This is a genomic window from Actinoplanes sp. SE50/110, from assembly GCF_900119315.1.
In the GTDB taxonomy this organism is placed as follows: domain Bacteria; phylum Actinomycetota; class Actinomycetes; order Mycobacteriales; family Micromonosporaceae; genus Actinoplanes.
Genome location: NZ_LT827010.1, coordinates 837,228 through 856,071 on the forward strand (window position 1 = coordinate 837,228; position 18,844 = coordinate 856,071).

Here is an 18,844-nt window from a genome sequence, read left to right on the forward strand (position 1 = left end):
CAACCAGAGTGCCAACCTGTCACGCCGGGGAGAATGCCTGGTGTGACCCCTGAACTCCTTGCTCTGCTGCAGACCCCGGAAGGTGAGCAGGCCCTGGCCGTGGCGACCGGGATGGGCGACGGCGAGCCGCTCGCCGCGGCCTCGGCCCTGCGGGCCCGGGGCTTCGGCGCGGAGCTGGCCGCAGCCGCACTCACCCAGGCTAGTTTGCGCCGCCGGGCGGCGATGAAATTCGGCCCGGACGCCGCCGGAATGTTCTTCACCCGGCACGGCCTGGAGCAGGCCACCCGGGCGGTGGTCGCGGATCGCCGGGCGGCCCGGCTGGTGGCGGCCGGCGTCACCAGCCTCGCCGATCTCGGTTGCGGCCTCGGCGCCGACGCGCTCGCCGCCGCGCGGCACGGGATCACGGTGTACGCGGTGGACGCCGACCCGGCCACCGCCGCCCTCGCCGCGGCGAATGCGCACGCCGCCGGCCTGGCCGACCGGATCACCGTGACCTGCGCCGACGCCACCACCGTCACGGTGGAGAGGTTCGACGCGGTCTTCGCCGATCCGGCCCGCCGGCAGAGCGGCCGCGGCCGGGTGTTCGACCCGAAGTCGTATTCGCCGCCCTGGGACTTCGTCGCCGGACTGGCCGGCCGGGTCCCCCGCACGGTGCTCAAGCTGGCCCCGGGGATCGACCACGGGCTGCTGCCGCCGGGCGCCGAGGGCGAGTGGGTGAGTGTCGGCGGCGACCTGGTGGAGGCGGCCTTCTGGTGCGGTCCGCTGGCCGCCGTGCCGCGCCGGGCGACCCTGGCCGGGGTCGGCGAGCTCACCGGCACGGGGGACCGGCGGGCCCCGGTCGGCCCGGTCGGCGCGTGGTTCTACGACCCCGATCCGGCGGTGGTCCGGTCGCACCTGGTGGCCGAGTTCGCCGAGCGGATCGGCGGGCGGCTGGGTGACCCGGAGATCGCCTACGTCTACACCGACGACCCGGTGGACACCCCGTTCGCCCGGCGGCTGGCGGTGACCGACGTGCTGCCGTTCTCGCTGAAGCGGCTGCGCGCGCTGTTGCGCGACCGCGGGGTGGGCACCCTGGAGATCCGCAAGCGGGGTTCGGCGCTCGTACCGGATCAGTTGCGCAAGGATCTGAAACTGTCCGGGCCGCAGGCCGCGGGCTTGGTCCTGACCCGGGTGGACGGTGCCCCCACGGTGTTGCTGACCGAGCACTCCTGAGGGCTCGGGGGTAGCGTGCGGTCATGCCGAAGAGGGCGGCCGGCACCCCGGCCACTGTGCTGCTGACCGCGCAGCGGGTGGCGCACACCCTGCACCCGTACCAGGTGTCGCCGGACGCGCCGAACTACGGCGCCCTGGTCGCGGCGGCTCTGGGCGTGGCGCCGGAGCGGGTGTTCAAGACGCTGGTGGCCGAGGTGGACGGTGCCCTGGTGGTCGGTGTGGTGCCGGTCACCGGCGAGCTCGACCTGAAGGCGCTGGCGCACGCGGCGGGCGGGAAACGGGCGGCGCTGGCCGACCGGGCGACGGCCGAGCGCAGCACCGGCTACGTCCGCGGCGGGATCAGTCCACTGGGTCAGCGCAGGCGACTGCCCACAGTGATCGACGACTCGGCGTTCGGTGCGGAGCCGATGTACGTCTCGGCCGGCCGCCGCGGTCTGCAGGTGAGCCTGGCGCCGGCCGACCTGGTCCGGTTGACCAGCGCCACCGTCGCGGCCATCCGGGCGTGACGGCTCGTCCCGCCGGCGCCGTGCGATGACCGTCAGGTTTGTCCGGCCGACCTTGCCGGATCCGGCTCCCTCGCGGCCGATTCTTACTTAGCGTTACGTCATGCGTTGGGGAACGCCACTTTCCGGGGCAGGTCGTACCGGTTCCGGCCCGGCCGTGTTGCGGGATTGTTATCCAGCGTTACGAGATAGATCTCCGCAGTGGCTTGTGTTCCAGGCCACCGTCGGAATACGTTGCCGGGCACAACAAACCGGTTCCTGATCCATCGGCGCCCAGGGGAGCGACACTCCCAGGCACGCACCACCCCTGAAAAATCCGAACGAAGGCCCGGATTTACCCCCCGAAAGGACATACGGAATGCGTAAGGGACTGTTCGCCCTTGCCGCGGTCGGCCTGCTGGCCACCGGAAGCATGGCCGCCTGTGGCGACAAGAAGGACGACACGACCCCGAGCTCGGGCGGCAGCAACGCCGCTTCGGCGGGCAAGGTCGGCGTCATCCTCCCCGACACCAAGAGCTCGGCTCGCTGGGCGACCGCGGACCTCAAGTACCTGACCGACGCGTTCAAGGCGGCCGGCGTCGACGCCGACATCCAGAACGCGCAGGGCGACAAGACCCAGTTCGCGAGCATCGCCGACGGCATGATCTCGAAGGGCGTCAAGGTCCTGGTCATCGTCAACCTGGACTCGGGTTCCGGTGCCGCGGTGCTGAAGAAGGCCAAGGACGCGGGTATCGCGACGATCGACTACGACCGTCTGACCCTCAACGGTGGCGCGGACTTCTACGTGTCCTTCGACAACACCAAGGTCGGCCAGCTGCAGGGCCAGGGCCTGGTCGACTGCCTGACCGCGGCCAAGGTCACCAAGCCGGTCATCGCCGAGCTCAACGGCTCGCCGACCGACAACAACGCCACGCTGTTCAAGCAGGGCTACGACTCGGTGCTCAAGCCGAAGTACGACTCGGGCGACTACGTCAAGGGCCCGGACCAGAGCGTTCCGGACTGGGACAACGCCCAGGGCGGCACCATCTTCGAGCAGATGCTGACCAGCAACAAGAACATCAAGGGTGTGCTGGCCGCCAACGACGGTCTCGGCAACGCGGCGATCTCGGTGCTGAAGAAGAACAAGCTGAACGGCCAGGTCCCGGTGACCGGCCAGGACGCCACCGTCCAGGGTCTGCAGAACATCCTCGCCGGCGACCAGTGCATGACGGTCTACAAGGCGATCAAGAAGGAGGCCGACGCGGCCTCCGCGCTGGCCATCTCGCTGGCCAAGGGCCAGGCGCCGACCACGGCGACCGGCAGCGTCACCGACCCGGAGTCGAAGAAGGACGTCAAGTCGGTCCTGCTCGACCCGCAGTCGATCACCAAGGCGAACGTCAAGGACGTCGTGGCGGACGGCTTCGTGACCAAGGAGGAGCTCTGCACCGCGGACTTCGCCAAGGCCTGCACCGACGCTGGCATCAGCTGACCATCGGCTGAACCAGCCCCCACCGTTTGACGGCTGAGGACGGCGCCGCCCACCTTGAGGTGGGCGGCGCCGGAGTCGGTTTCGCTGCCTCTCAGTGTCGAGGGGCGTCAGGCGCGCGATCCAACCGGTCACCGAGCGAAGGAGAACCATCCGTGGCCGCGACACCCCTACTGGAACTGCGCGGGATCAACAAGAGCTTCGGTCCCGTCCAGGTCCTGCACGACGTCGGACTCAACGTCTACCCGGGCGAGGTCACCGCCCTGGTCGGCGACAACGGCGCCGGTAAGTCCACCCTGGTCAAGTGCATCAGCGGTATCTACAACATCGACTCGGGCACGGCCGTCTTCGACGGCAAAGAGGTCGCCATCCACAGCCCCCGGGACGCGTCGGCTCTGGGCATCGAGGTCGTCTACCAGGACCTCGCGCTCTGCGACAACCTGGACATCGTCCAGAACATGTTCCTCGGCCGGGAGAAGAAGCGCGGCGTCGTCCTCGACGAGGCGACCATGGAGGAGATGGCCGGCGAGACGCTGCGCAGCCTCTCGGTACGCACCGTCAAGTCGCTGCGCCAGCTGGTCGCCAGCCTCTCCGGCGGTCAGCGGCAGACCGTGGCGATCGCCAAGGCCGTGCTCTGGAACAGCAAGGTCGTCATCCTCGACGAGCCGACCGCGGCCCTCGGCGTGGCGCAGACCGCGCAGGTGCTCGAGCTGGTCCGCCGGCTGGCCGACAACGGTCTCGGCGTCGTGCTGATCTCGCACAACATGAACGACGTCTTCGCCGTGTCGGACCGGATCGCCGCCCTCTACCTCGGCCGGATGGCCGCCCAGGTGAAGAGCTCCGATGTGACGCACTCCCAGGTCGTCGAGCTGATCACCGCCGGGCGCAGCGGCAACCTCGGTCTGCCGCCCGAGAAGCCCTCCGACTTCGTCGACATCACGCCGGGAGAAGAGCAGTGACCACCACGACCACCACCACGGCGGGTGGCATCCAGGCCGTCAAGCCGACGGTCAGCAGCCACATCCGCGACTACTGGGCCCGGGTGCGCGGTGGCGACCTCGGCACCCTGCCGGCCGTGCTCGGCCTGATCGTCCTCTCCCTGGTCTTCGGCGTGGCCCGCAGCGACACGTTCCTGAGCGGCCGCAACTTCGCCAACCTGTTCAACCAGGGCGCCGGCGTCATCTTCATCGCGATGGGCCTGGTCTTCGTCCTGCTGCTGGGCGAGATCGACCTGTCCGCCGGTTACACCAGCGGCGTCTGCGGCGCGATCATGGCGATCATGCTGACCGAGCACGGGCAGCCGGCCTACCTGGCGATCCCGGCCGCGATGCTCACCGGCGTCGTGATCGGCCTGCTCCTCGGCTCGCTGGTCGCCAAGGTCAAGATCCCGTCGTTCGTCGTCACCCTGGCCGCCTTCCTGGCCTTCCAGGGCGTGCTGCTGAAGCTGCTCGGCGAGGGCAAGAACATCTCGACCCGTGACGAGTTCGTCAACAGCCTCAACAACGACAACCTCTCGATCGGTCTGAGCTGGGGCTTCGCCGTCCTGGCGGTCGTGGTGTTCGCCGCGGTGCAGCTGAACCGGGTCCGGGCGCGGGCCAAGCGCGGCCTGATCACCGAGCCGATCGGCATCGTGCTGCTGCGCGTCGGCGGCCTGGCGGCCATCGTGCTGATCGCCACCGCGGTGCTCACCCAGGAGCGGGCGATCAACCCGGCGCTCAACTCGCTCAAGGGCGTGCCGATCGTCGTCCCGATCATCGTGGCGTTCCTCGTCATCTGGACGTTCGTGCTGGGCCGCACCACCTACGGCCGGCACGTCTACGCGGTCGGTGGCAACACCGAGGCGGCCCGCCGCGCCGGCATCCCGGTCGACGGGATCCGCATCTCGGTCTTCGTGATCTGCTCGTTCATGGCCTCGATCGGCGGCATCATGCTGGTCAGCCGGGCCACCTCGGTCGACCCGAACACCGGCGGCAGCAACATCCTGCTGTACGCGGTGGGCGCCGCGGTGATCGGCGGCACCAGCCTCTTCGGTGGCAAGGGCAGGGTGATCAACGCGGTGATCGGTGGCGCGGTGATCGCGGTGATCGACAACGGCATGGGCCTGATGGGGTACCAGCCGGGCACCAAGTACATCTTCACCGGTCTGATCCTGCTGCTCGCCGCGAGCGTCGACGCGCTGGCCCGCCGCAGGGCGGCCGCCTCGGGCAACCGGTGAGTCGGAGCCGGGGGCGGGGGTCGGCGAGCTGATGCGCGCCGGCCCCAGCCAGGAAGAGGTTCGCCGCCACAATCTCGGGACGCTGTTGCGGTACGTGCACATGCACGGCGCCACCTCCCGGGCGGAACTCACCACCCGGCTCGGCCTCAACCGCAGCACCATCGGGGCACTCACCGCCGAGCTGATCAGCGCTGGTCTGGTCAGCGAGGCGGTGCCGAAGGAGACCGGCCGGGCCGGACGGCCGTCACTGGTCGTCCGGCCCGAGTCGGACACGGTCTTCGCGTACTCGCTCAGCATCGAGGTGGATCGGCTGCGCGCCGCCCGGGTCGGGCTGGGCGGGCAGATCCTGGAGCAGTACGAGACCGTCCGGCCGCCCGGGATGAGCGCGGACGAGGCGGTCGAGCCGCTGGCCCGGTTCGTCCGGGCGATGCACGACCAGGTGAGCGACGACGCCCGCTGCGTGGGCAGCGGTCTCGCGGTGGCCGGCATGGTGCGCCGCGAGGACGGCATGGTCCGGCTGGCGCCGACCATCGGCTGGGTGGAGGAGCCGGTCGGCGCCGCGCTGCGGTCCGAGCTCGGCGCACCCGGGCGGCTCAGCATCGGCAACCACGCGGACGTCTGCGCGCTCGCCGAACACGCGCGCGGCGCGGCGGTCGGCTGCGACAACGTCATCTACCTGTACGGCGATGTCGGCGTCGGCGCGGGCATCGTGGCCGGCGGACGGCGGGTCACCGGGCACGGCGGGTACGGCGGCGAGGTCGGCCACATGGTGGTCAACCCGTACGGCCGGCCCTGCGATTGCGGTTCCCGCGGCTGCTGGGAGACCGAGATCGGCGAACACGCGCTGCTGCGGCTGTCCGGCCGGGCCGACCGCACCGGACGCGACGTGGTGCTGGAGGTGGTGGACGCCGCGGTCCGCGGGGACAGCCAGGCGCAGCACGCGCTGCGGCACGTCGGCGACTGGATCGGGTTCGGCGTCGGCAACCTGGTCAACATCTTCAACCCGGAGGTGGTGATCTTCGGGGGCACGCTGCGCGACGTCTATCTGGTCGCGGCCGCCCAGATCCGCAGCCGGCTCAACTCGGTCGGGCTGCCGGCCTGCCGGGAGCACGTCCGGCTGCGCACCCCGGAGCTCGGCGCGGACGCCGCCCTGATCGGCGCGGCCGAACTCGCCTTCGAGCACCTGCTCGACGACCCGCTGATCAGCTGAACGCCCGATCACCCGGGACGCGCGAACGGCCCCGGAAGCTCTATGCTGCCGCGCATGCCCCCGCACCACCCCGTCCTGGATCCCGCCGTCGCGTACCCGAAGATCAATGAACTCCGGGCCGCACTCGACGCGCGGGACTGGACCGCCTGCCGCGCCCTGCTGGACGCGGCGGAGCCGGTGGAGCGGGGCTTCCTGATCGACGCCGCCGCGGAGGCCGCCGAGGTGGCCGGGTTCCTGCGCGGGGTGCGCACCGCCGATCCGGCGGACAGCACCGCGGCGGCGCTGCTCGGCCGGCATCTGACCGTGGTCGCCGGCTCCGCCGAACGCTGGCGGGCCGCCGAGATCGAGCTGATCGACGCGGCCGCCCGCGCCCCGGACGATCCGGCCGTCTGGGCCGCCCGGCTGGGCACCGCCCGCCTCCTCGGCCTGGGGCAGTCCGAGGCTCGCCGCCGCTACGACCGGCTGGCCGCAATCGATCCGCACTTCCTGCCCGGGCAGTCCGGGTTCGCGCGGCAGCTGTGTCCGCAGTGGGGCGGTGACTGGGACCGGGCGCACGAGTTCGCCCGGTCGGCCGCCGAGGCCGCGCCGCCCGGCTCGCTGAGCCACGTGCTGATCGCCGAGGTGCACATCGAGCACTGGCTGGCGCTGCGGGACACCGCGGCCCGGCGCACCTATCTGGCCGCCGACGCGGTGCGCTCCGGGCTCTACGACGCCGCGAAGAGCTCGGTCTGGCACGCCGACTTCCGGCGTACGCACGGCTGGGTGCACGTGATGAACGTCTTCGCGGTGGCCTTCGCGCTGCTCGACGACATGCCCGCGGTGGCCTCGCTGTTCACCGCCCTGGACGGTCTGGCCACCGGGTGGCCGTGGTCCTGCCTCGGCGACCCGGTCACCGTGATCAGCCAGTACGCCGAGCGCGCGCTGCCGGACGGAGGTGCCGCATGATCACCCGGCTCGAGGTGGACGGGGTGCCGGCCGTGCTCTCGCCGACCACCGGCCCGATGCACGCCGGCCTGGTCTTCCGGGTCGGGGTGGCGGACGAGCCGCTGCCCCGCCGCGGCGTCACCCGGCTGGTCGAGCACCTGGTGCTGGACGGCCCGGGCGCCACCGGGCGGCAGCACCAACCGATGACCGGCGCCGAGCACACGTTCTTCCACGTGCGCGGCGACGCCGACGAGATCACCACCTTCCTCACCGGGGTCTGCGACGCCCTGCGCGAGCCGCCGGTCGACCGGCTGGAGCAGGTCCGGGACCGCCTCAGGGAACACCGGGAGCAGGGCGACCCGCTGGCCCTGTGGCGGCACGGCGCCCGCGATTTCGGCGCCGCCGGCTATCCCGAGTGGGGTCTCGACGGGCTCACCGCCGAGCAGCTGCGGGATTGGATCGCGCGCTACTTCACCCGGGAGAACGCGGCCCTCTGGGTCGCCGGCGAACAGATCCCGGCCGGTCTGAAACTGCACCTGCCGCCGGGCGAGCGACGGCCGGCGCCGGTCCCGTCCTCGGCGCTGCCGATCACCCCGGCCTGGTTCGAGGGCTCGGGCGACGAGCTGGCCTGGGACGCGGTGGTGACCCGGGCGCCGCGCGCCGCGGTCTTCGCCAACGTGCTGGAGCGGCACATGGTCCGCGAGCTCCGGCAGCGGGACGCCGTCTCCGGCCCGGTGCGCACCGACTACCAGCCGCGGGCCGGCGGCACCGCCCGGATCGTCGCGCATGCCGAGGCGCTGCCGGGCCGGCGCGAGGCGGCGCTCGGCTCGCTGGCCGACGTGCTGGCCGCGATGCGGGTCGGCCGGATCGACCCGGCGGACGTGGCCACCGTGGTGCGGCTCACCGCGGACGGCCTGGCCGAGGCGGACACCCGCGGCGGGCGGCTGCCCGGGCAGGCGTTCAACCTGCTGGCCGGGCGCGAGCTCAAGGATCTGGACGAGGCGGTCGCCGAGGTGCGCGCGGTCACGCCGGAGCAGGTCGCCGAGGTGGCCGCCGCGGCGTACGGCAACGGGCTGCTGATGACCCCGGCCGGCACCGGTGCCGGCTGGGCGGGCTACACCGCCGGGCCGACCCGCTCCGAGTCGGCGGTCACCGGCCGGGTGCACCGGGCGGTCAACGACCCCCGGCACCACCTGGTGGCCGGTGCCGGGGGACTGAGCCACGTGGCCGGCGGGACGGCCGCCACGGTGCGCTACGACGAGTGCGCCGCGATGCTCGTCTGGCCGGACGGTGCGCGCCATCTGATCGGGCCGGACGCGATCACGGTCCGGGTCGAGCCCTCGCTGCTGCGCGCCGGTACCCGGCTGACCCGGGAGGCCGACGCGCAGGTGCCGGCCGACCGGTGGATCACCATGCCGGTCCGGGAGCAGATCCCGCAGCCGCCACCCCGGCAGCGCCGCCCGCTCCGCGAGGTGCTCCGCTTCCCGCGCCGGAGACAGCCCTGATGATCACCGAACGGGAGATCGGCGGCATTCCCGCCCTGCTCGCCCCGGCCACCGGGCCGATGCACGCCGGCCTGGTCTTCCGGGTCGGGCATGCCGACGAGCCGCTGGCCAAGCGGGGTATCACGCACCTGATCGAGCATCTCGCACTGTTCTCGTTCGGGGTGGCCGACTACCACTACAACGGCGCCACCGGGGTGGAGTACACGTACTTCCACATGCAGGGCGCCGAGGCGGACATCGTCACCTTCCTCAACGGGGTCTGCGCCGGCCTGCGCGAGCTGCCGATGTCGCGGCTCCCGGTGGAGAAGGAGATCCTGCGCACCGAGGAGAACGGTCGCGGCGAGAGCCCGGCCGGCCCGCTCGGGCTGTGGCGGCACGGCGCCCGGGACTACGGCATGCCGGCCTTCCCGGAGTGGGGCCTGACCGGACTCACTCCGGACGACCTGCGCGACTGGGTGGCCCGCTGGTTCACCGCGGAGAACGCGGCCCTGTGGATCGCCGGCCCGGGCGTGCCGGACGGCCTCGACCTGCGGCTGCCGCACGGCGAACGCCGGCCGGCCCCGGCCCCGTCGAACGCGCTGCCCTGTCGTCCCGCCTACTTCGCCGGCCCGGAGAACGTGGTCGCCTGGAACGCCGCGGTGCCCCGGCAACCGGCCGCGGCGGTGCTGGCCGGCGTGCTGGAGCGGGCGCTGTTCCGCTCGCTGCGTCAGGAGAGCGGACTGTCCTACACGGTGCAGGCCGACTTCGAATCGCGGGGCGACGGCGCGATGGTGATCACCGCGGCCGCCGACGCGCTGCCGGAGAAGCAGGAGGCGGTGCTCCGCGGGTTCGTCGAGGTGCTGGAGGTGGCCCGGGACGGCGGCTTCGCACCGGCCGAGATCACCGCCGTGGTCAACCAGCGCTGCGAGGACCTGGCCCGGGCCGAGGAGGCCGGTGCCCGGCTGCCCGCGCAGGTGTTCAACCTGCTGGCCGGCCGCCGGGTGCGGCAGCTCGACGAGGCGCTGGCCGAGCTGCGCGAGGTCACCCCGGCCGACGTCGCGGTGGCCGGCCGCCTCGCGGTCGCCGACGGCCTGTTGATGACGCCGGGGCGGACGACCGCCGAGTGGGCCGGGTACACCGCCGCGCCGGAGTGCTCCACCGAGGCGGTGACCGGCGCCGAGTACCGCCTGCTCGACCCGGAGCGCCCGGGGGACCGGCTGATCGCCGGGACGCACGGAATCAGCCTGGTCGGCGACGCGTCGACCGTCACCGTCCGGTACGACGGCCTCGCCGGCGTGCTCTCCTGGCCGGACGGTGCCCGCCGGTTCATCGGCCACGACGGTATCCAGGTGCACGTCGAGCCGACCCTGGTGGACGGTGGTCCGGCGCTGGTCGCGGCGTTGGACACCGGGGTGCGGCCGGAGCAGCGGGTCACCATGGCGGCCCGCGACCCGGCCCGGATCCCGCATCCGCCCGCGCCGCCGGCACCGCCGCCCCGGGACCCGCGCCGCACCGAGCGGATCTGGCGCCTGAGTTTCGCCGCGGTCGGCCTGATCGGGCTGGTGACGCTGCGGCTCCTGGCCCCGCCGGTGGCCGCCGCGTTCTTCGCGATCGCGCTGATCGTGGTGTTCGCGGTGTATCGGATCCTCGGTAGGTGACGTTCAGCTTCACGGTGCAGGATGGCGCGGTGAGGCATTCGATTCGGGCCGGTCTGGCCGGCGTTGCGGCGGCCGCGGCCGCGCTCGGGGTGGCCGAGCTGCTGGCGGTGCTGGCCGGCCCGCGCTCGGCGCCGCTGGTGGCGGTCGGCGGGGTGGTGGTCGATCACGTCCCGGCCCCGGTCAAGGACTTCGGCATCGCGGTTTTCGGCACCCACGACAAGATCGCGCTGCTCACCGGCACGGCGATCCTTCTCGGGCTGTACGCGTTCGGCGTCGGCGTCCTGGCCCGCCGCTCCTGGCCGCTGGCCGCCGCCGGGATCGCGCTGTTCGCGGTGATCGGCGCGGCCGCCGCGGTGACCCGTCCGGGCGCCGGCCCGGGTGCCGCGCTTCCGTCGCTGCTCGGTGCCGGGCTGAGCTTCCTGGTGCTGCGCCACCTGCTGCGGGTCGGCGCCCTCCCGGAGGCGGCGGGTCGCCGGCAGTTCCTCAAACAGGCCGGGATCGTCGTCGCGGTCGCCGCCGGTGGCGGGCTGGCCGGGCGCTGGCTGACCAGCCGCGGGGTGGCCACCCAGGCGCGGGACGAGCTGCGCCTGCCGGCGGCCGGCGAGCCGACCCCGGTCGTCCCGCCCGGGGCCCAGGTCGAGGGCGCGGTGCCGTACGTGACGCCGAATCCCGACTTCTACCGGATCGACACCGCCCTGGTCACCCCGCAGGTCGACCCGGCCACCTGGCGTCTGCGGATCCACGGCATGGTCCGCAACCCGATCACCATCACCTGGGCCGACCTGCTGAAACGCCCGATGATCGAGCGGTATGTGACGCTTGCCTGCGTCTCCAACGAGGTGGGCGGCGACCTGATCGGCAACGCGCTGTGGCTGGGCACCCCGATCAAGGCGCTGATCGACGAGGCCGATCCCCTGCCCGGTGCCGACCAGGCGGTGCAGCGGTCGACCGACGGCTGGACGTGTGGCACGCCGACCGCGGTGCTGCGCGACGGGCGCGACGCGCTGCTGGCGATCGGGATGAACGGCGAGCCGCTGCCGGTCGACCACGGATTCCCGGTCCGGATGGTCGTTCCCGGACTCTACGGTTATGTCTCGGCCTGCAAGTGGATCACCGAGATCGAGCTCACTCAATTCGCTGACTTCGATGCCTACTGGGTGCCGCGCGGCTGGGCGGCGCAGGCCCCGATCAAGACCCAGTCGCGGATCGACACGCCCCGCGACGGCGCCTCCCGCAAACCCGGCCCGGTGGTGGTCGCCGGGGTGGCCTGGGCGCAGCACCGCGGGATCGCCAAGGTCGAGGTGCAGGTCGACGACGGTCCGTGGGAGGTGGCCGCGCTGGCGCCGGCGGTCTCCGACGACACCTGGCGGCAGTGGACGCACACCTGGACGGCGACCTCCGGGCGGCACGTCCTGCGGGTCCGGGCGACCGACCTGGACGGCGCCACGCAGACCTCCGAGCGAGCCGATCCGGCTCCGGACGGGGCCACCGGATGGCACCGTGTGACGGTCTCCGTCAACTAGTTGAAAGCCGCACTTTCGGTCCGACACGAAATTACAAGTCGCTCATACGGTGGCTTGCATGTCCACCGATGCGGTTGAAGAACCGCTGAACCACTCGACACGGCCCCCCGGGGAGGACCGTGTCGCCAGTCGTGTGGTGATGCCGCGCGCCGGGCGGTCTCAGGCCGCCGGTGCCTGCCTCTGCGCGGGCACGGCCGATTTGTGGGGCCGGCCGAGGCGTGCCTCGAGCCGGGCCAGGTCGACCCGTCCGTGACGATCGGCCAGATCCTCCCAGCCGACCGCGAGCAGCCGCAGCCGCTCCGATTCGCTGAACCCTCCCCAGACCCCGTACGGCTCGCGCACCGCGAGGGCGTGGGCGGCGCACTCGGCCCGCACCGGGCACGCGCCGCACATCGTCTTGGCTTTCGCCTCACGGCGATTGCGGGACGACCCCCGCTCGCCGTCCGGGTGGAAGAACTGTGCACTGTCCCGGCCGCGGCAGAGCCCCAGGCGCTGCCAGTCCCAGAGATCGGCGATCGGGCCGGGCAGCCTGCGAACGTTCGACATCAACACCCTCCTCACCGCGCGGCACCGCGGATTGGTCGACTTGGGGGCCCGACGCAGGCCTCACGCGGGTGTACCCCGGCAGTAGCCGGCTCACACGCACCACGTCGATGTCTTCGCGTGCGCAGTGGCAAAGAGGTGGCAAGTCATACCTTTCTTTCCCGTTTTTTCCATCTAAAGCGCGTAATGCTGCGGCCCTCGCGTGATCTCCTCTGAGAGAGAAGGAGGATCACTGTGCGTACCGTCCTCGTGTGCGTCCGAACCCCGCTGGCGGCCCAAACCGTCGCGTCGACCGCGGCCCGGCTCGGCATGACCGGCGTCGTCCGGACCGCGGTCAGCGAGACCGAGGCCATGATCCGACTGGCGGAACGGCCGGCCGAAGTGGTCCTGGCCGACACCGCCGTGACCCGACCCGACAGTGTCGGCTTCACCCGGCGCGTCCTCGCCCGCGCCCCGCAGGCCCAGGTGGTGCTCTTCGGGGCGGAAGACCCCCGGGTGGCGGCCGCGGCCGTCGCCGCCGGCGCCCGCGGTGTGATCCGCGGCGTCGAGCACGACCTGGTCAGCGTCGTCGCCAAGGCGCTGCTCCTGTTGCTGTTGCCGGTGCGCCCGCAGGGCATGCCGATCAACGGCAACGCGCAGCCGGCCACGGTGGCCGGCGGAATGCGCAACAACAACTCGCCCGCCGCCCGCGGGGCGTACCAGAACGGCGGGATCGGCATGGGCGCGCCCAACGCGGCGGCCGTCCCGGCGATGCTGCCGAACTCGCCGATGGTCCCGGTGCAGCGCGGCGACGCACCGATCGACCCGGCGACCGGCCGGCCGATGGTGGCCTGGCCGGGCAACGAGGCGATGGCCGACGGTGCGCCGGCCGGGCGGCGGCTGACGCTGACCGAGCGTGAGCTGCAGGTGCTGCGCGGAATGGCGGACGGCAAGAGCAACGCGGAGATCGGGCGGGAGTTGTTCGTCTCCGAGGACACGGTGAAGACGCACGCGCGGCGCCTGTTCCGCAAGCTCGGTGCACGGGATCGGGCGCATGCGGTGGCGGCGGGCTTCCGCGCCGGCCTGGTGGCATGACGCCGACGGCCGGCGAGGGGACTCCCTCGCCGGCCGTTCTCACCAGCCAAGATCAAGTTCAAGGTCTTCATATGCGCAGGTCCAGCGGGGTGCAGATCGCATGCTCCCGCGCGGGCCGGGCGCAATGATCTGGCCGCTGCGCGTCCAGAGCGATCATCGCGCCCTTCACGGCCCGTGGCTGGTCACCGCAAAGCAGACCCGGCGTGTGCGAGCCCGATCGGGACGGCGACCGCGCGGCCGGCACGCCAGCCGCCTGGCCAATATGGTTTTGATCTGGCGGTCGTCACCAGCCGCGGACGTCGCCCTTTCGGGTTTCGCGTTCTGGGCGCGCCAGCGCCCTGCGAAGCCCGGAAGGGTCCCCGCGGGAGCGACGATCAGTGATCAGCGCGGACCGTGGCAAAAACGAATTCGATCTTCAAAGAACTTGATCTTCGCGGGGTGACCTGGACGACCGATGACGTGGGGTGATCTGGACGACCGGTGACCACCGACGGACCGCTAGTTCTCGTCGTTGCCCTCGGTCAGGGTGTCGTGGACGCCATCGGCGTAGCCTCGCGCGTACTCCCAAGTCACGTAGTGATCCGGATCGGGGTCGTAGGCGGGCTCGTGCACCCGGGGGCGGCCGCTGCTCAACAGGTGGCGCAGGTTGCCGCGGAGCAGATCCCAGTCGAAGTAGTGCGGCTCGTGGCAGTCCTCACACTCGATGACCAGACCACGGATGCCGGTCGGGCTCAGCAGGGCCTGATAGATCTCCAGGTCGGAGAGGTCCTCCAGGACGTCCTGCCGCTCATCCTCGGACAGCGGCTCACTCTCGGCCTCCTCCTGGAGGTCGTCGAGTTCCGCTGCCGGGTCGGCGGGGTCGCCGTTGAACGGGTCGATCGGCTCTTCTTGCACCCCCATACCGTACTCACCCCACGGGGGAGTGTGCTGGCCCGCACGTTCTGTCCGCCGCCAGGGTGCCGCGTCCGGGATGGGTAGGATGATGAACTCCGCCTCTTGCCTAGGGATGATCTGTGGAAACTGACAGCGCTCGCACCGTTCCCCTCGGTCTGACGTTCGACGACGTGCTGCTGCAGCCGGGTGAGTCGGACGTGGTGCCCAGCCGGGTCAACACCGTCACGCGGCTGACCCGCAACGTGGAGCTCTCCATCCCGCTGCTCTCGGCCGGCATGGACACGGTCACCGAGGCGCGGATGGCGATCGCCATGGCCCGGCAGGGCGGCATCGGCGTGCTGCACCGCAACCTGTCGGTGGAGGACCAGGCGGCCCAGGTCGACCTGGTGAAGCGTTCCGAGTCCGGCATGATCACCAACCCGATCACCTGCGGGCCGGACGACACGCTGCGCCAGGTCGACGCGCTGTGCGGGCGGTACCGGATCTCCGGCGCCCCGGTCGTCGACGGGCAGGGCGTGCTGGTCGGCATCGTCACCAACCGGGACATGCGCTTCGTCAGCGACCTGGATGCCAAGGTGCGCGACGTGATGACCAAGGCGCCGCTGATCACCGCCCCGGTCGGGGTCGGCAAGGACCAGGCGCTCGAACTGCTGGCCAGGCACAAGGTGGAGAAGCTGCCGCTGGTCGACGAGAACGGGCACCTGCGCGGCCTGATCACCGTCAAGGACTTCACCAAGAGCGAGCAGTTCCCCAACGCGGCCAAGGACCCGCAGGGCCGGCTGCGGGTGGCGGCCGCGGTCGGGGTCGGCGACGACTCCTACAAGCGGGCCCGGGCCCTGGTCGACGCCGGTGTCGACGTGGTGATCGTGGACACCGCGCACGGGCACCAGCGGGCCGTGCTGGAGATGGTGGCCCGGCTGAAGAAGGACGTGGCGGTCGACATCGTCGGTGGCAACGTGGCGACCTACGCGGGCGCCAAGGCGCTGGTGGAGGCGGGCGCCGACGCGGTCAAGGTGGGTGTCGGGCCGGGCGCGATCTGCACCACCCGGATCGTCGCGGGTGTGGGTGTGCCGCAGATAACCGCGATCATGGAGGCGGCCCGGGCGTGCGCGCCGGCCGGTGTCCCGGTGATCGGCGACGGCGGCATCCAGTACAGCGGCGACATCGCCAAGGCGATCGTGGCCGGGGCCAGCACGGTGATGCTGGGCAGCCTGCTGGCCGGCTCCGAGGAGAGCCCCGGCGAGCTGATCTTCATGAACGGCAAGCAGTTCAAGTCGTACCGGGGGATGGGCTCGCTCGGCGCGATGCAGTCCCGGGGTCAGGCCAAGTCGTACTCCAAGGACCGGTATTTCCAGCAGGATGTGAACGAGGACAAGCTGGTGCCCGAGGGCGTCGAGGGTCAGGTGCCCTATCGTGGTCCTCTGTCCAGGGTGGCGCATCAGCTCATCGGCGGGCTGCGCGCGGCCATGGGCTACGTGGGCGCGGAGACCATTCCCGATCTTCAGGAGCGGGGACAGCTCATCCGGATCACTGCGGCGGGTCTCAAGGAGTCCCACCCGCACGACATCCAGATGACGGTCGAGGCCCCCAACTACCACTCCCGCTAAATAGAGGATCTGAAACCCCGATGCGTGACGTAGTGGAGATCGGCCTCGGTAAGACCGCCCAGCGCGGCTACCACCTGGATGACATCGCGATCGTGCCGAGCCGGCGGACCCGGGACGTCGACGACGTCTCGACCGAGTGGAAGCTCGACGCGTACCCGTTCAAGATCCCCTGCGTCGCGCACCCCTCGGACGCCACCCAGAGCCCGGATTCGGTGATCGCCCTGGGCCGCCTCGGCGGCCTGGGCGTGCTCAACGCCGAGGGCCTCTGGACCCGCTACGAGGACCCCAGCAAGATCCTTGAGGAGCTGGCCTCGCTGGACGAGGAGGCGGACGCCACCAAGCGGCTGCAGGAGGTGTATGCCGAGCCGATCAAGCCGGAGCTGATCGGCGAGCGGGTCCGGCAGATCCGCGAGGGCGGCGTGACCGTGGCCGTCCGGGTGTCGCCGCAGCACACCCTGGCACTCGCCCCGGTGATCCTGGACGCCGGCGTCGACCTGTTGGTCATCCAGGGCACCCTGGTCTCGGCCGAGCACGTGTCGACCACCGACGAGCCGCTGAACCTCAAGGAGTTCATCGCCGACCTCGACCTGCCGGTGATCGTCGGCGGCTGCACCGACTACAAGACCGCCCTGCACCTGATGCGTACCGGTGCGGCCGGCGTGATCGTCGGGGTCGGCGCGGACGAGTGGTCGACCACCGACACGGTGCTCGGCATCCGGGTGCCGATGGCCACCGCGATCGCGGACGCCGCCGCGGCCCGCCGCGACTACCTGGACGAGACCGGCGGCCGTTACGTGCACCTGATCGCCGACGGCGGGATCGCGACCTCCGGCGACATCGCCAAGGCGATCGGCTGCGGCGCCGACGCGGTGATGCTGGGCGAGCCGCTGTCGCTGGCCGAGGGCGCCCCGGCCGGCGGCGCCTGGTGGCACTCGGCGGCCAGCCACCCCGCCCTGCCGCGCGGTGGTTTCTGCATCGCCGGCGAGCCGGACGGTTCTCTGGAGCAGCTGCTCTACGGCCCGGCCGACCGCGCCGACGGTCAGCTCAACCTGTTCGGCGGCCTGCGTCGCGCGATGGCCAAGTGCGGCTACCGCGACGTCAAGGAGTTCCAGAAGGTCGCCCTGGTCCTCGACCGGCAGTAGGGCTTCACGGGGCCGGGGGCTTCCCGGTTCCGTAGAGCCAGGCGTGGAAGAAGTCTTTCAGGTCCTTGCCGGACGTCTGTTCGGCAAGGGCGATGAACTGCTCCGTGGTGCCGTTGCCGTCCCTGTGGGCGGCGGGCCACGCGGTGAGCAGCTTCAGGAAGGCGTCGTCGCCGATCGTCCGGCGCAGGGCGTAAACCGTCATCGCCCCCCGCTGGTAGACCGCCGATCCGAAGAGGTGCGCCGGGCCCGGGTCCCCGGTCGGCTGGGTCCAGTCCGTCGACGAGTACGCGATGATGAACTCCTGCTGCGCGGTGCGGCCGCCGTCGTGCTCGGCCCACAGCCATTCGGCGTAGGTCGCGAACCCCTCGTTGAGCCAGATGTCCTGCCACCGTCGCAGGGAAACGCTGTCGCCGAACCACTGGTGGGCCAGCTCGTGGGCGACCACCCCGGCGTTCTCGTCCTTGGTGAAGAAGTCACCGCCGTACACCGGCCGGGACTGGGTCTCCAGCGCGTACCCGATCCGGCTGTCGGTGACGATCACCCCACCGTAGGCGTCGAACGGGTACGGCCCGAACAGCCCGGCCAGGAAATCCGCGATCTCGCCGGTGCGGGCCAGTGCCCTGGCCCCGGGGCTGGTGGCCGGCACCGACTCGGGCACCGCGACGATCATCGGCTTGCCGTCGTGGGTGCCGGTGGTGACCCGGTAGTGCCCGATCACCACGGTGGACAGGTAGCTGGCCATCGGCGCGGACTCGGCCCAGTGCCAGGTGGTCCAGCCCCCGTGGCGGTCCGTCGTCCCGGGCACCCCGTTGCTGATCACCTGCAGTCCGTCCGGCACGGTCATCGCCAGGCGGAAGGTGGCCTTGTCCGACGGGTGGTCGTTCACCGGATACCAGGTGCTGGCCGATTCGGGCTGGCCCAGCGCGATGCCGCCGTCGGCGGTGCGGATCCAGCCGCCGTTGCCGAGCGCCTTGTTCTCCAGCTGGTCGGGTTCGCCGGAATACTCGACGACGACGGTGAACCGCCGCCCGGACGGGATCCCGGTGGCCGGGGTGACGACCAGCTCGTTGCCGGCCGTCTCGGCGGTCGCCGCGGCGCCGTCCACGGTGATCTTCGAGGCGGTCAGGTGGGCCAGGTCGAAGTCGAAGCGGGACAGGCTCTGGGTGGCGGTCGCGGTGATCGTCGCCCGGCCGCCCAGCTGACCGCTGCCCGGGTCGTAGCGCAGGTCCAGGTCGTATCCGGCCACGTCGTAGCCGCCGTTGCCGTACGTCGGGAAGTAGGGGTCACCGGCCCCGATCGCACCGGCCGTGAAGGCCGCGGCCCCGGAGGACCGGCAGCCACCGGCGATGAGCAGGACCGCCAGCACGGCGACCGGACCCCGTCGTCTCAT

At 71.8% G+C, this 18,844-nt stretch carries 16 protein-coding genes; 13 read left to right on the plus strand and 3 right to left on the minus strand.

From position 1 onward, the window contains the following. Positions 1–33 precede the first annotated feature (33 nt). The 10 genes from ACSP50_RS03780 to ACSP50_RS03825 all read left to right on the plus strand — a co-directional run bounded on the left by ACSP50_RS03780 (position 34) and on the right by ACSP50_RS03825 (position 12,194). Complete coding sequence (locus tag ACSP50_RS03780) at positions 34–1,212, plus strand: methyltransferase domain-containing protein (RefSeq protein WP_043510794.1); 1,179 nt, start codon at positions 34–36, stop codon at positions 1,210–1,212. Positions 1,213–1,235: 23 nt separating this feature from the next. After that, the gene (ybaK, locus tag ACSP50_RS03785; RefSeq protein ID WP_014687827.1) at positions 1,236–1,718 is read left to right on the plus strand and encodes a Cys-tRNA(Pro) deacylase; all 483 of its coding nucleotides are present in this window, start codon (positions 1,236–1,238) and stop codon (positions 1,716–1,718) included. Between the two features lie 355 nt (positions 1,719–2,073). Then, positions 2,074–3,183, plus strand: a complete 1,110-nt coding sequence (locus tag ACSP50_RS03790) for a sugar ABC transporter substrate-binding protein (RefSeq protein ID WP_014687828.1) — start codon at positions 2,074–2,076, stop codon at positions 3,181–3,183. Between the two features lie 152 nt (positions 3,184–3,335). Beyond that, positions 3,336–4,139 carry an ATP-binding cassette domain-containing protein gene (locus tag ACSP50_RS03795; RefSeq protein WP_014687829.1) on the plus strand — a complete coding sequence of 268 codons (804 nt, stop codon included), beginning with the start codon at positions 3,336–3,338 and terminating at the stop codon, positions 4,137–4,139. Then, positions 4,136–5,395: a sugar ABC transporter permease gene (locus ACSP50_RS03800; protein ID WP_014687830.1), complete on the plus strand. Its 1,260-nt coding sequence runs from the start codon at positions 4,136–4,138 to the stop codon at positions 5,393–5,395. Before ACSP50_RS03795 ends, ACSP50_RS03800 begins: the two co-directional genes overlap by 4 nt. A gap of 31 nt (positions 5,396–5,426) precedes the next feature. Beyond that, positions 5,427–6,605, plus strand: coding sequence for an ROK family transcriptional regulator (locus tag ACSP50_RS03805; protein WP_014687831.1), 1,179 nt, complete (start codon positions 5,427–5,429; stop codon positions 6,603–6,605). A 54-nt stretch (positions 6,606–6,659) separates the two neighbouring features. After that, complete coding sequence (locus ACSP50_RS03810) at positions 6,660–7,550, plus strand: hypothetical protein (RefSeq protein ID WP_043513466.1); 891 nt, start codon at positions 6,660–6,662, stop codon at positions 7,548–7,550. Continuing rightward, complete coding sequence (locus tag ACSP50_RS03815; protein WP_014687833.1) at positions 7,547–9,034, plus strand: insulinase family protein; 1,488 nt, start codon at positions 7,547–7,549, stop codon at positions 9,032–9,034. The genes ACSP50_RS03810 and ACSP50_RS03815 overlap by 4 nt, the downstream gene beginning before the upstream one ends. Beyond that, a complete protein-coding gene (locus ACSP50_RS03820; protein WP_014687834.1) occupies positions 9,034–10,671 on the plus strand; it encodes a pitrilysin family protein in 1,638 nt (545 codons plus the stop codon). The genes ACSP50_RS03815 and ACSP50_RS03820 overlap by 1 nt, the downstream gene beginning before the upstream one ends. Positions 10,672–10,700: 29 nt before the next feature. Further along, positions 10,701–12,194 carry a molybdopterin-dependent oxidoreductase gene (locus tag ACSP50_RS03825; protein WP_043513469.1) on the plus strand — a complete coding sequence of 498 codons (1,494 nt, stop codon included), beginning with the start codon at positions 10,701–10,703 and terminating at the stop codon, positions 12,192–12,194. A 159-nt stretch (positions 12,195–12,353) separates the two neighbouring features. On the opposite strand, the gene ACSP50_RS03830 is transcribed toward ACSP50_RS03825, so the two are convergent. Next, entirely contained in the window at positions 12,354–12,740 is a 387-nt protein-coding gene (locus tag ACSP50_RS03830; RefSeq protein WP_014687836.1) for a WhiB family transcriptional regulator, read from the minus strand. A gap of 231 nt (positions 12,741–12,971) precedes the next feature. Here ACSP50_RS03830 and ACSP50_RS03835 point away from each other — a divergent pair, with 231 nt between their 5' ends. Further along, positions 12,972–13,811 carry a response regulator transcription factor gene (locus ACSP50_RS03835; RefSeq protein WP_014687837.1) on the plus strand — a complete coding sequence of 280 codons (840 nt, stop codon included), beginning with the start codon at positions 12,972–12,974 and terminating at the stop codon, positions 13,809–13,811. A 498-nt stretch (positions 13,812–14,309) separates the two neighbouring features. Here ACSP50_RS03835 and ACSP50_RS03840 read toward each other — a convergent pair whose 3' ends face one another. Continuing rightward, positions 14,310–14,705, minus strand: coding sequence for a DUF5319 domain-containing protein (locus tag ACSP50_RS03840; protein WP_043513471.1), 396 nt, complete (start codon positions 14,703–14,705; stop codon positions 14,310–14,312). A 119-nt stretch (positions 14,706–14,824) separates the two neighbouring features. Between ACSP50_RS03840 and guaB the strand changes: the two genes are divergently transcribed. Beyond that, positions 14,825–16,312, plus strand: a complete 1,488-nt coding sequence (gene guaB, locus ACSP50_RS03845) for an IMP dehydrogenase (RefSeq protein ID WP_014687839.1) — start codon at positions 14,825–14,827, stop codon at positions 16,310–16,312. A gap of 20 nt (positions 16,313–16,332) precedes the next feature. Beyond that, the gene (locus ACSP50_RS03850; RefSeq protein ID WP_014687840.1) at positions 16,333–17,454 is read left to right on the plus strand and encodes a GuaB3 family IMP dehydrogenase-related protein; all 1,122 of its coding nucleotides are present in this window, start codon (positions 16,333–16,335) and stop codon (positions 17,452–17,454) included. Positions 17,455–17,458: 4 nt separating this feature from the next. Here ACSP50_RS03850 and ACSP50_RS03855 read toward each other — a convergent pair whose 3' ends face one another. Next, the gene (locus tag ACSP50_RS03855) at positions 17,459–18,844 is read right to left on the minus strand and encodes a M1 family metallopeptidase (RefSeq protein ID WP_014687841.1); all 1,386 of its coding nucleotides are present in this window, start codon (positions 18,842–18,844) and stop codon (positions 17,459–17,461) included.

Bases quoted from the DNA above. Each gene is read 5' to 3' on its own strand.
- ACSP50_RS03780 (WP_043510794.1), top strand. From the start codon at position 34: ATGCCTGGTGTGACCCCTGAACTCCTTGCTCTGCTGCAGACCCCGGAA.
- ybaK (WP_014687827.1), top strand. From the start codon at position 1,236: ATGCCGAAGAGGGCGGCCGGCACCCCGGCCACTGTGCTGCTGACCGCG.
- ACSP50_RS03790 (WP_014687828.1), top strand. From the start codon at position 2,074: ATGCGTAAGGGACTGTTCGCCCTTGCCGCGGTCGGCCTGCTGGCCACC.
- ACSP50_RS03805 (WP_014687831.1), top strand. From the start codon at position 5,427: ATGCGCGCCGGCCCCAGCCAGGAAGAGGTTCGCCGCCACAATCTCGGG.
- ACSP50_RS03810 (WP_043513466.1), top strand. From the start codon at position 6,660: ATGCCCCCGCACCACCCCGTCCTGGATCCCGCCGTCGCGTACCCGAAG.
- ACSP50_RS03815 (WP_014687833.1), top strand. From the start codon at position 7,547: ATGATCACCCGGCTCGAGGTGGACGGGGTGCCGGCCGTGCTCTCGCCG.
- ACSP50_RS03820 (WP_014687834.1), top strand. From the start codon at position 9,034: ATGATCACCGAACGGGAGATCGGCGGCATTCCCGCCCTGCTCGCCCCG.
- ACSP50_RS03830 (WP_014687836.1), bottom strand. From the start codon at position 12,740: ATGTCGAACGTTCGCAGGCTGCCCGGCCCGATCGCCGATCTCTGGGAC.
- ACSP50_RS03850 (WP_014687840.1), top strand. From the start codon at position 16,333: ATGCGTGACGTAGTGGAGATCGGCCTCGGTAAGACCGCCCAGCGCGGC.
- ACSP50_RS03855 (WP_014687841.1), bottom strand. From the start codon at position 18,844: ATGAGACGACGGGGTCCGGTCGCCGTGCTGGCGGTCCTGCTCATCGCC.